This is a genomic window from Vibrio sp. RE86 (genome assembly GCF_013114545.1).
Taxonomy (GTDB): Bacteria; Pseudomonadota; Gammaproteobacteria; order Enterobacterales; family Vibrionaceae; genus Vibrio.
Genome location: NZ_VTXI01000008.1, coordinates 144,043 through 155,946, shown reverse-complemented (window position 1 = coordinate 155,946; position 11,904 = coordinate 144,043). Strand labels below are relative to the sequence as shown.

11 protein-coding genes are annotated in these 11,904 nt (G+C 44.6%); 6 read left to right on the top strand and 5 right to left on the bottom strand.

The genetic code is table 11. From position 1 onward, the window contains the following. Positions 1-12 precede the first annotated feature (12 nt). The 6 genes from F0231_RS10135 to F0231_RS10110 all read left to right on the top strand — a co-directional run bounded on the left by F0231_RS10135 (position 13) and on the right by F0231_RS10110 (position 6,678). A complete protein-coding gene (locus F0231_RS10135; protein WP_171759612.1) occupies positions 13-654 on the top strand; it encodes a winged helix-turn-helix domain-containing protein in 642 nt (213 codons plus the stop codon). Then, positions 647-1,096: a hypothetical protein gene (locus tag F0231_RS10130; RefSeq protein WP_171759611.1), complete on the top strand. Its 450-nt coding sequence runs from the start codon at positions 647-649 to the stop codon at positions 1,094-1,096. Before F0231_RS10135 ends, F0231_RS10130 begins: the two co-directional genes overlap by 8 nt. A gap of 201 nt (positions 1,097-1,297) precedes the next feature. Beyond that, positions 1,298-2,494, top strand: a complete 1,197-nt coding sequence (locus tag F0231_RS10125) for an efflux RND transporter periplasmic adaptor subunit (protein ID WP_171759610.1) — start codon at positions 1,298-1,300, stop codon at positions 2,492-2,494. Continuing rightward, on the top strand, positions 2,481-5,549 hold the full coding sequence (locus F0231_RS10120; protein ID WP_171759609.1) for an efflux RND transporter permease subunit: 3,069 nt from the start codon (positions 2,481-2,483) through the stop codon (positions 5,547-5,549). The genes F0231_RS10125 and F0231_RS10120 overlap by 14 nt, the downstream gene beginning before the upstream one ends. Before the next feature lie 3 nt (positions 5,550-5,552). Next, on the top strand, positions 5,553-6,239 hold the full coding sequence (locus tag F0231_RS10115) for a winged helix-turn-helix domain-containing protein (RefSeq protein WP_171759608.1): 687 nt from the start codon (positions 5,553-5,555) through the stop codon (positions 6,237-6,239). After that, positions 6,232-6,678, top strand: a complete 447-nt coding sequence (locus tag F0231_RS10110) for a hypothetical protein (protein WP_171759607.1) — start codon at positions 6,232-6,234, stop codon at positions 6,676-6,678. Before F0231_RS10115 ends, F0231_RS10110 begins: the two co-directional genes overlap by 8 nt. A 59-nt stretch (positions 6,679-6,737) precedes the next feature. Here F0231_RS10110 and F0231_RS10105 read toward each other — a convergent pair whose 3' ends face one another. From F0231_RS10105 to F0231_RS10085, 5 genes are all read right to left on the bottom strand, one after another. After that, the gene (locus tag F0231_RS10105) at positions 6,738-7,475 is read right to left on the bottom strand and encodes a DUF481 domain-containing protein (RefSeq protein WP_171759606.1); all 738 of its coding nucleotides are present in this window, start codon (positions 7,473-7,475) and stop codon (positions 6,738-6,740) included. 163 nt (positions 7,476-7,638) lie between these two features. After that, complete coding sequence (locus F0231_RS10100) at positions 7,639-8,979, bottom strand: ATP-binding protein (protein ID WP_171759605.1); 1,341 nt, start codon at positions 8,977-8,979, stop codon at positions 7,639-7,641. Beyond that, positions 8,969-9,628, bottom strand: coding sequence for a response regulator transcription factor (locus tag F0231_RS10095; protein ID WP_171759604.1), 660 nt, complete (start codon positions 9,626-9,628; stop codon positions 8,969-8,971). The genes F0231_RS10100 and F0231_RS10095 overlap by 11 nt, the downstream gene beginning before the upstream one ends. Positions 9,629-9,642: 14 nt before the next feature. Further along, positions 9,643-10,053 (bottom strand): PepSY domain-containing protein, encoded by a 411-nt coding sequence (locus tag F0231_RS10090; protein WP_171759603.1) that lies wholly within the window; start codon positions 10,051-10,053, stop codon positions 9,643-9,645. Between the two features lie 100 nt (positions 10,054-10,153). Next, the gene (locus F0231_RS10085) at positions 10,154-11,893 is read right to left on the bottom strand and encodes a DEAD/DEAH box helicase (protein WP_171759602.1); all 1,740 of its coding nucleotides are present in this window, start codon (positions 11,891-11,893) and stop codon (positions 10,154-10,156) included. Between the last annotated feature and the right edge of the window lie 11 nt (positions 11,894-11,904).

The following is an 11,904-nucleotide window of genomic DNA, read 5'->3' as shown; positions in this document are numbered from 1 at the left end:
CAGATTATTACCATGTTGTTGATTGAAGATAGATTCATACTCAACACCCTCACGGGCATATTAGAAGAGCTTGAAACCGGAACCAAAACCTCTTTAGGTGGAAATGAAGTTGCACTGCTGCAGTTTATGATCGAAAACCCAAGCCAACCTTTGAGCAAAGCTCAGCTTCTGGATGAGGTGTGGTTCAAAAAAGGTGTGGTGGTCGAAGAGAGCAGTTTACTACATGCGGTTTCTACCTGCCGAAAAGCGCTGGATGATCGCAGTGGGGAAATCATCACGACTGTGCGAGGAACAGGGTATCAGTTTAATGGGAAGGTCTCCGAGTACGTTAAGGAAGAGCACCCAACGCCAAACTCAGTTATTAGTGATGAACCCACGCGTTTAAAGCGCAACAACACTTTCTATCTTATTGTGTTTACCCTTAGCGCAATGTTGAGCTATGGCGTTATCTCTTTAGTTAGCACGCCTTGGGTTGAAGCGGATTATCAAGAGCAGCGTTATGTCGGGTGTGTTATCGAGCTTGAAGGAAGTGACGAAAAAACGGTTTTGAACAATGTGCGTGCGTTTAAGACGGGGGACCAAGTCATACTCGTCTCACAAAATGGTGAATCTGTAAGTTATGTACCTAGCGAGTTAGAGGTGGCCTGTGAATAAGAAAATAATGCTCGCGAGTGTTGCATCAGGTTTGCTGATTGGCTCAATGGCTACATTTGTTAACTCACCGACGATTTCACAATCGATGGTGAGTCAAACACAATTGCTGGTCGATACTCATAAATCGACTCATGTTTTAGATTTGAACGCAGTCATAACCTTGAAGCGTTCTGGTCAATATGAAATGTATTTTTTGACCGATAATAAGGTAGGCTTTAATACTTCTGGTCGTTACCAATTCGATCATCATGGGCTGTCTTTAATGCCGGAACAATCAGAGCAAGTACTCTCATCTCAACAGAATAATTCAGTTGTCGAAACGATGTTTTCACAGCGAGGCATGCACTCTATGGAAGATTTGAAAGTTATCCCATTATCCGAGCAACAATTGATCTTAGTGGCCCCTAAGTACTCCTATTTGTTTACCAAACAAGAACTCTAGTCGCTCGAAAAACCTAAAAAGCCCGTAACTTTTAAACATTAAGTTACGGGCTTTTTGTTGTTTTAAATTTAATAAAATCAATGGTTTGATATTTTTTAAGGTACGTTAAGGATAAATCATTATGTCGCTGACAAAGCCCTAACTTTGGCCGAAAAATCTTGGGTATAACAACGGCAACTTTTATTAATTAGAGTCGCCAACATGAAGAAAATCCAGACTTTATCTCTGTCTATTTTATCTCTTAGCCTGCTAGCAGCCACGATGCAGGTTTCAGCTGAATCGATACCTGTGACTGTCGAAGTCACTCAACAACGAGTCTCTAGTTCAAGTATCGAAGAAGTCGGTAAGCTTAAAGCAACAGACTCGGCAGCTCTTACGTTCAGCACGGGAGAAAAGTTAAAGCTACTCAATTTCAAAGACGGTGATGCAGTTAAGAAGGGAGACCTCATTGCTCAGCTCGACGATTCAAAAGCGAACGCTGAATTTGATAAAGCGAAAAGCTCATTAGCACTAGCCGAATCTAAGCTTGCGCGAGTAATGGCGCTATTAAAGAAACAGCCAGATTCTATGTCGGCACAAGATGTGGAAGAGCTTAAACAGCAAGTTAGTTTAGCGGAAGCGGATTTCAAGCAGAAAGAAACCGATCTTCAAAGTTACAAACTCATCGCTCCATTCGATGGCCAGTTAACCAATTTTACCCACTCCGTTGGAAGTCGAGTTGAAGCGGCTACAGCGCTAGTGAGCTTGATAAAACTAGACCCAGTGGAGGTTCATTACTCCATTTCTCAATCGGAAGTAGGACAAGCAAAGTTAGGCCAACCTGTCTCAGTAAAAGTAGACGCTTACGGTGAAACGGCTTTTACTGGCCACGTAGATTATATCGCTCCTTTAGTCGATGAGAACTCAGGTCGTGTAGAGGTTCATGCACATTTAAACAATGCAGATAATCGTTTGGTGCCAGGTATGTTTGCCAAAGTATCCCAAAGTATTGGTGACGAGTCTGATGATGTGATTGTGTCGCAAACCGCGATCGCAACGGATGGAGAGCAGCGCTTCGTATGGGTGATTGACGGTGACAAAGCAACGAAACGTGATGTCGAGTTGGGAGCAAATACCAACGACGGTTACGTTGCTATCGAGTCGGGTTTAAATACCGGCGAAACCGTTGTAGTGACAGGGCGTCAGAACCTGAATGAGGATTCGGTGGTTTCAATCAAGAAAAACAAGTCACAACAGGTTCAATCACCAGTGACTCTGCCTGCTCAAAACCTACCTGAGAAACCTATTGAAGAAGTGGAACAATCAGCGCCGAAAAGTGCGGAATCTGACGTCAAGGAAAGCTATGTCGCTGAACCTAAACCAGAAACTGCTGCGGAGGTAACGAATGAAGCTGCCTGAAATCTGTATTAAACATCCGGTGCTTGCCTCAGTGCTAAGCATTGCGATTGTTCTTCTTGGATTGGTTTCGTATCAGAAGCTATCAATTCAATATTTTCCTGAAAGACAAACGGCTTCAGCGACCGTCAGTGCCTCTATTACGGGAGCAAGTGCGGAGTTTATGTCGCAAAATGTCGCTGATGAGTTGATCACAGCTGTAACCGGGTTGGATAAAGTCAAAGCCATGACGACAGACTGCCAAGAGGGCAGCTGTTCAATGAAAATCCAGTTCGAAGATGGCGTCAGTGAAGTTGAGTACGCTAATCTGATGAACAACCTGCGCAGCAAAGTTGATGCTATTTCTGGTTTCCCTCCAGCAATGACGGATAAACCAACGGTGACAGATGACTCTTCTGAGACCTCGATGCCGAGTAACATCATTACCTTTGTGAACAAAGGTGAGATGGATAAGCAGGAGATGTTCGACTTTATCAACCAGCAACTTTCGCCACAATTTAAAAACGTATCTGGTGTTGGTGGTGTTTGGGGCCCATATGGTGGATCGAGCCGAGCGATTCGAGTTTGGTTATTACCTGAACGTATGGCGGCACTTAACGTGAGTGCGTCGGATGTTGTCGGTACGCTAAGCACTTACAACGCAACGTTTACTGCGGGTACCATTAAAGGCGAAGTGCGTGATTTCTCTATTAACCCAGTTAATCAAGTCACTACCATCGAGGATGTTCGAGATCTTGTCCTTCGAGTTGATAATGGAAAAATTATTCGTGTCAGCGACATTGCTGATATTCAGATGGGGGAAGAGAGTCTAGAGCCAAGCATGTTGCATGTTGATGGTGACATGGCAATGTCTCTTCAGGTTCTGCCTCTGAAAACTGAAAACCCAGTGACGGTTGCGAATCGAGTCAAAGCTGCGATGGAGTCAATGGAGATCCCTGGAGGGATCGAAATGAAGATGGTATACAACCAAGCTGATTTCATTGAAGAGGCTATTGATCAGGGCTTTATGACGCTAGTTGAAGCCATCGTTCTGGTCGCAGCCATTGTCGTGTTGTTTCTTGGTTCCTTGCGTGTTGCAGCGATTCCATTGGTTACTATCCCAGTCTGTGTGATTAGCGTATTTGGTGTCATGGCTCTACTAGGTTTCAGTATCAATGTACTTACAATTCTGGCGATTATTCTTGCTATCGGATTAGTCGTAGACGACGCAATTGTGGTAGTCGAAAACTGCTATCGCCATATCGAAGAGGGGCTATCGCCTTTTGAAGCAGCGCTAAAAAGCTGTAAGGAGATTGTGTTCCCAGTTATCGCAATGACCTTGACCCTTGCTGTGGTTTATTTGCCAATCGGATTGATGTCTGGTCTGACAGCGGATCTATTTAGGCAGTTTGCATTCACGTTGGCGGCTTCGGTCATCATCTCAGGCTTTGTTGCACTGACTCTTTCACCAATGATGAGCGCTTACATGTTGAAATCGACGAGTCGCTCACCTAAGTGGTTTGAATGGGTAGAAACGAAACTAGACGCAATGACTGAGCGCTATATGGGGTATTTGAATGCTTGGTTTGCTCGTTCTCGTATTGTGTTTGGTGGCACAGTTGCGCTTATTGCTTTGTCTTTGGTAGCCGTGTGGTTTATGCCTAAGGTGCTTTTACCGACAGAAGATACTGGTTTCATTGAAGTAACATCGCACGGCCCTGCGGGAGCTGGACGTCTTTATGATTTGGACAATGTGGATCAGGTCAATGAAGTGTTAGATGGTAATGAAGCGATTGAAGCGAACTTGTCATACATCGAGTCAGCTCCGACCAACCATGTGTTACTTAAGTCATGGGAAGAGCGAGATAAAAGTGCTGATGAGGTCATTAACGAGATGATCGCGAAAGCAAGTGAGACGATCTCAGCTTACACCACCTCTTTTTCAGTGCGTTCTGCGGATAATTTGGATGTGGCAACAAACCTAGTGCTCGAAGTCACTACGGTCAATCGTGACCTTGATGCACTGTCTGATACCGCAAGTAAGGTAGTTAAACTGCTAGAAGAGTATGAAGGTGTCTCTAACGTAGACAATTCAACTCATAGAGATCAGCTTCGCTTCGACCTTTCAATTGACCGAAATGCGATTGTTCTATCGGGAGTGAGTTACGGCAATGTGACTAGCGCTATTTCGACGTTCTTAGGTTCGGTAAAAGCGGCTGATTTACAAGCAAAAGATGGATTTACCTATCCAATTCAAGTACAGGTTAACCGTAAAGCATTAGGTGACTTTAAGGTCTTAGACAAGCTGTATGTGAGCTCAGACTCTGGTCAAAGACTGCCATTGTCTCAGTTTGTCACTATCAAGCCAGTTACGGCTGAGTCGAACATCAAAACGTTTGATGGCAAAGACGCTGCTGAGATCACCGCCAACCTAATGCCAGGGTTCAGTGCAAGCGATGTTCAAACGTATCTTGATACAGAGCTTCCTGCACTGCTCAAGAGCGGTCAGAGCTATGAATACAACGGCGTGATAAAAGAGCTCAACGAGTCAGAAGCAGGTATGCAGTTGGTGTTTGGCTTAGCCTTAGTATTTATTTTCCTGATTCTAGCTGCGCAGTTTGAAAGCTTTGTTGATCCACTGATTATCTTGGTGACGGTGCCACTTTGCTTGGTTGGTGCATTACTGACGCTGAGTGTATTTGGTCACAGCTTGAATTTGTACTCAAAGATCGGCCTGTTGACGCTAGTGGGGCTAGTGACCAAGCATGGTATCTTGATCGTTGAATTTGCGAACCTCAAGCGTAAAGAAGGGCACAGTGCGATGGAAGCGGCATTAATCAGTGCAAAATCACGCTTACGACCAATTCTCATGACGTCACTGACGATGATAATTGGTTCACTTCCGCTCGCATTAGCTGAAGGGCCGGGTTCACTTGGTCGAATCAATATTGGTCTAGTGCTGGTGGGCGGTCTAACTATAGGCACATTCTTTTCACTCTTTATCGTGCCAATGGCATACGTGGGATTTGCCTCGTTGAAACGTCGTTCCAAAGCATTTCAATTGGTTCAAGAGGGTTAAGCCATGTTATTGATTAATCGAACTCATGTGCTGGATGAATCGAGCGGTTTCATTCAAAGCTTAGAAAGTCAGGTCCGTCATCCGATCGGCATCAATGAAATCTCTTTGCTTAACTATATGTTCTCTAACAAAGGGAAAGTTCTAAGTAAGCAAGAGCTTATGAACGAGGTTTGGCATAAACGTGGCATAGTAGTAGAGAGTAGCAGTCTACTGCACTCTATCTCTAGTTGCCGCCGAGGGTTAGAAGACAGAACAGGGACGGTTATTCGAACTGAACGTGGGATAGGGTATGAATTCACTGGAAGCGTAAAAGCCATTGATTCTCTCACAGAAGTGTTGAGAGAAGCCGCACCTGCACAACCAATAGAGCCACCGAAACCAGCCTCTATTGAGTCACAAGTCAAAGCGAGCTCAATTTCAAGACTACAAATGTTAAAGCTGGGAGCGGTGTTTTTCGCCGCCCTAGCTGGCAGTTACTTGTTTGTTAAGCAAAGCCACGGACATATCGGAGTCAGTGGTGCGAAAACGGCGGAGTATCAGGAATGTGCGTATCAGCCTACCACGCAAGGGGAAACGCTCTACTTTAACAATGCGCGTATATATCAGTTCGAAGAATTGAGCTTGATGGTCGATGAGCAAGGGCGCTCGATAAGCTTTAGCAATAACAGTGGAGTGCTCAATTGTGAATAAATACTATATTGGCGTAGCCGCAATATTGGGCATAGTGATCGGTGGTGGAATTGCATTGGCAAAAGACACTCAAGTTAACCGTCACTTTAACAGTAATACGATTCTGCATATAGGAGGGGAAGATAGTGAGGTTACGGCGTCACTCCCGGTGCGTTTCGAATTAACTCTTAAAGAGAATGGCACTTACGATGTTTTCTCTATGTTACCACGCAGCCAAGTGGGTTTTTCCGGAAAGGGCAGTTACGCTTTTGACGCAGATGGAGTCATGTTTATTCATGATATGCACACTCCACTTGATCTCGACAACGCCAAAGACGGCCTTATCGAGCAACTATTTGTTCGCCCGGGTTCGTTTGATGGCATGATGCAACTCGTTCAGGTCAGTGACCATGAATCCATTTTAATTGGTCAAAAAGCCGCATTGTTGCTTAAAGAGTAATGGGCTCCATTTAGTAATAGGGCCTTAACGTTTCAATAAGCGTTAAGGCCTTTTTGCAACTAAAAGTCATAGGTTAAACTCATAGTGCTGTAAATCTCATCGCGCGATTGGTCTTCGGCAACCGTTGTATTGTAGATATATTCAACATCAAACACTAAAGACAAATTGGCCATCAAGGTATTCTTAATGAACGCTTTAGAGTTGTATTGGGTATTCTCTTCACCGTGTGCGACGTCGAGCACGGCGCCCATAGAAAGGCGTTCAGAAACCACGACGGAAGTATCGAGAGAAGAGGTCGCTATTAGCTCGTAGTTTTTCTGCATAGGGTAATCTGCGTCAAAGGGTTGTCTTTGCGTGATTCTATAACCAGGACCCAGTGATACTGACGTTTTCACATAGTCGTTGTTCACTAGATAGATACCAAAGCCACTCATAAGTACCCACTGTTTACGATAAGTGCCATACAAATCATTCTCGAATCGTGTTGCTCCTCTAACAAAGCTGGTTTCATCAAAGTCATAGGTTGACCCTAGATTCAACGTGTAGCGGTTGGCTCCATCTTCTGCATTTTCGGCATCGGTATAATAGCTTTCGAATGACCCTTTGTGATGCCAACTCTGCTGCTGAAAACCGAGATAGAGCGCCGAGTTTACCGACAAGGAAGAACTGGTATTTTGTGTGTAGATAAAACCTAGCTTGGTCTGCGCGGTAAAAGGAGACGGTTCGCTTTCATCAAGGTTGCTTTGATCGGCAAGTACTTGGCCCGAAAGAAGAAGTGAATAGTAGCGGACGAGCATAAAACAACAGCGGTTAAAGTAATAAGTAGCGCTATTATCAAAGTAAAAAGGATGATTCCGTAATGATTAAGTCTAAAATGAACCAAATTGAGGTAATTGATCGCTTGAAAGGGCCATCTTTGAAAGAAAAGAGCGACGTCACTGTGTCGCTCTTTAAAGGATGTTAGTTAAATACTTTAAATGAGAGCACGGCTTTCAAACCACCCATAGAACTGCGAGAAAGTGTGAGCTTGCCTCGATAACTGTGTGCCATTTCACTGACGATATTGAGCCCTAAACCTGTACCCGGAGTCGTTTCATCGAGTCTGACGCCACGTTTAACCGCTTGCTCAATTTTATCATCCGGGATCCCGGGGCCATCATCTTCGATAATGATATCAATCTGGTCGTTAACACTGCTAATAGCGTGCACTCGAATGATGCTTGAAGACCATTTGTAAGCGTTTTCGAGTAAGTTACCCATCATTTCGTCGAGGTCGGTCTTATCAACGGCCACTTCAACGTCAGAATCCAGTTCATTGATCAGAGCGATTTCCCGTGATGCATAGACTTTATCAAATGCCATCGATATGGCATCGACACGTTCAGAAGGGTTCGCATGAACAGACAGAATATTTTTAGAACCTGCCATACGGGCACGACCTAAGTGGTAGTCAATCTGGTCTTGGATCTGGTCAACGGGTGGTTGCAAGTATTGCTGAGTATCTTTATTGAGTGACCCAATCTCATTTTTCAAAACAGAGAGGGGAGTTTTGAGCGCATGAGATAGGTTACCAGCATGATGCCTAGCTCGCTCTAGAAGTTCTTGGTAATGAAATACCAACGCATTCAAGTCAGAAACAACAGGAGCCACTTCTTTAGGGTAGTCTTGGTCTAGCTGAGTCTTTTCACCTGATCTGAGTTGTGAGAGCTCTTTGTGCATTTTGTTTAGCGGGCTAAGAGACCACTGAACCTGAAGCATAATGACCGCGAGTACACCAAAATAGAGTAATGCAAGAATGATCCAAAGTTGGCTCATCAATGCGCCTACAGTATCTTCAATCGGTTGTTCATCAATACCAATGACAACTTCGATAGGGCCGTCGTAGTCAGGGTAATAAAGCTTTGTTTTAATGAAGATCAATCTTTCATCACGAGCGCCAAGAACAGTGCGGCCTTTATCTTTTATTTTGATCTCGCGGTCCCATAAAGAACGTGACCTAAGCAGGTCAGACTCTGTTTTAGCCGACCAATATAGACCACTGTATGGTCGGTTAAAGCGAGGATCTGACAAACTACTGCCTAAAGAGATCGCCCCAGATTCATCGGCTTCGAGAGAGGCAGAGACTTCATCCATATAAATGGAGAGCTGCGACTTGGTATCGTCCACCATATAGTTGAATACTTGGGTAGGAACACTGACCCCCGCCGCGAATACCATCGCCGTCAACCACACAACAGCCGCCAATACTAGGCGGCTTTTTAAACTGAGGCGTTTAAGTAACGGGCGCTTGCTACTCGGCATAGAGTTGGTACCCTAAACCGCGCACAGTTTTGATGACTTTTGGTGCGATCTTCTTACGGATACGTCCAATGAACACTTCGATGGTGTTGGAGTCGCGGTCGAAGTCTTGTTTATAAATATGTTCGACCAATTCTGTACGAGAGATAACTTTTTCTGGGTTATGCATAAAGTACGCAACGACTTTGTACTCAAGTGCCGTTAAGCTAATTGCTTGACCTTGCCACATTACCTTAGAAGTACGGGTATCAAGGCTTAAGTTGCCAATTTGCATAACAGGAGATGCATTTCCTGAAGCGCGGCGAAGTTGAGCACGAATACGGGCAGTCAGTTCGACCATTTCAAACGGTTTAGTTAGGTAGTCATCTGCACCGGCATTAAGACCTTCTACTCGTTGAGTGAGGGTGTCACGCGCGCTTAGGATAATGACAGGCGTGTTGATGTTTTCGTCTCGAATGCCTTTTAATACGGTTAAGCCATCCAGTTTAGGTAGGCCAAGATCGAGTACAATGGCATCCCATTCTTCAGACGTAGCGCGGTAGAGAGCGTCAATACCATCTTGGGCAAGTTCGGGAACCCAACCAGTTTGTTCTAGCATTTCTAGGATTTGTTCACCTAAACGTGGTTCATCTTCCACTACAAGAATTTTCATAAGCGTTGTTCTTCTTAGTCTTTTAATGCTTGTTTAAAATTGCGCCCTTTAATGAGCAGCATCTCTAGGGTTTCTGCGTTGTATTCGACTTTAATGATGTTGTTGTCAAAATTTAATTTAAGCTCATAAACCCAAACGTCGTCATCTTCTTCGAGTTCGACATGAATAATTCGTCCGTGCAGATCGCGCTCAACCGCCGCATACATTTCAGAGAAAGGACGGATGTATCCTTTTTTAACGGCTTCATAAACTTCGTCTTGGTCTTCTTCAAACTCGATTTTTGTTCCCGGTTTATGAACGTCCTGCACTAAAGCGTGACCATCTTCATCATCATGGTGGTCGTGTCCTTTTTTTGCCAAGCTTGGAAACGCAACCAGCAGGCAAACTAACAAGGCAGTGTTAGTAAAAAGTTGACGATTAAGCATAATCTTACCTTTTTCGAATTTCGGAAGCCTAGGGTTTGTTAACCTTTTGCGATTAACAGACACTACTATAACTAATCAAAAATGAACACCAAGTGAATGACTAACCAGATAACTCATCTTCGAAAATTTTATCGCGCATTTTCCAAAAACGACCTGACTTTCGTGCGATGACAAACTGTGGCGGACGGAAACGGTGTTGGTTGTTGACGACTTTAGTTGGGGATGCATCGTCAAATGGACGGTGTTTATCCGCGAGGTGAGGTCTAACAAACTGATCCTTAAAGCGTTGCTTTTGACCTTTAGTCGTTAATGACCAGAACTCGCTCACTTGCGCTTGGTTATCACCAATATAAGCCACTTTGAGGCTGCTTTTACCTTTATCGTCTTTGTGCACGCTCAATGCCATTTCCCGACATTCAAATACCAGTGCATCTTTTAGGTTTAATGCCTCTTTAAGCTTCTTGTCAGGGTCAACCAAAGTGGCATCACACTCGTGACAGATTCGAGCTGCAATATCATTGTCGGCACCACAATCGCCACAATACTTCGCTCGGAAGCGATAGTTACAATGCTCGCGTTCGCCAGTCTCTTCATCTTCAAAAAAGCCTTGGCATTTACGCCCAAAGTGCTCAATTAAGAAACCGTTGTTATCAAGCTTGCCCCAAAAGTTATTGTTGAAGCCACAAGCAGGGCAAGGAATTGTGATGATTTCGCTGTCTGAGTCGGGTTTTGCATCACCGACTTCAGGTTGGTAGAGGTCGTAGCTATTGCCAGCATAGTCGAGCACCAAACACTCCTCTTTCCCTGGAGAGAGACGAAGACCACGACCGACGATTTGTTGATAGAGGCTGATGGATTCAGTCGGGCGCAGTATGGCAATAAGATCCACGTGCGGCGCATCGAACCCCGTTGTTAATACTGATACGTTGACGAGGTATTTAATCTTTCGATCTTTGAAATCTTGAATAATGGCGTCACGTTCAGGCGTTGGTGTATCGCCAATCACAATCGCCACTTGCTCTTGTGGGAGAAGGCCATAAATCTCTTGTGCATGACGAACCGTGGCGGCAAAGATCATGATGCCTTGTTTCTGTTCAGACATTTGAATAATTTGCTCGACGATCTGCGGTGTTGCACGCTTGGCTTTATCGATCACCATATCCATTTCAGCTTCTTTATAGCGGCCAGTGTTGGCGGGTTTCAGCTGCGAGAAGTCGTAGCTTAACACCGGTGCATCCATCATAAGGGCAGGGGTAAGAAACTTTTCATCGAGAAGATAGCGAATCGGCAGTTCAAAGATACAATCGCGGAAGAATCTTGGCTCTTCGGTGCGTACCAGTCCACGAGTATGATATTGGTAGATCCAACCCATCCCTAATCGATAGGGAGTGGCAGTTAAGCCGAGAACTTTTATACCAGGGTTTTGTTCACGAAGATGAGAGATAACTTTCTGATAACTTGTATCTTTATTGTCTGGTACGCGGTGACATTCATCAATGACTAGCAAAGAAAATTGGTTCTTAAATTGATCTAAGTTTCTCACGACGGATTGAACAGAGGCGAACACCACCTGTTGGTCTGTCTCTTTTCGGCCAAGACCTGCTGAGAATATCGACCCTTTAAGTCCATATCCTTCATATTTTTCATGGTTTTGCTCAACCAACTCTTTGACGTGCGCCATAACGAGCACGCGTCCTTTTGCTAAGCGAGCAAGTTCCGCTATGACAAGGCTTTTCCCCGCACCAGTGGGCAGTACAAGAACCGCTGGAGTGGAGTGTTTGCGAAAATAATGAATAACCGCTTTAACGGAGTCTGCCTGATAGGGACGGAGTGTATACATAAAATGTGTGA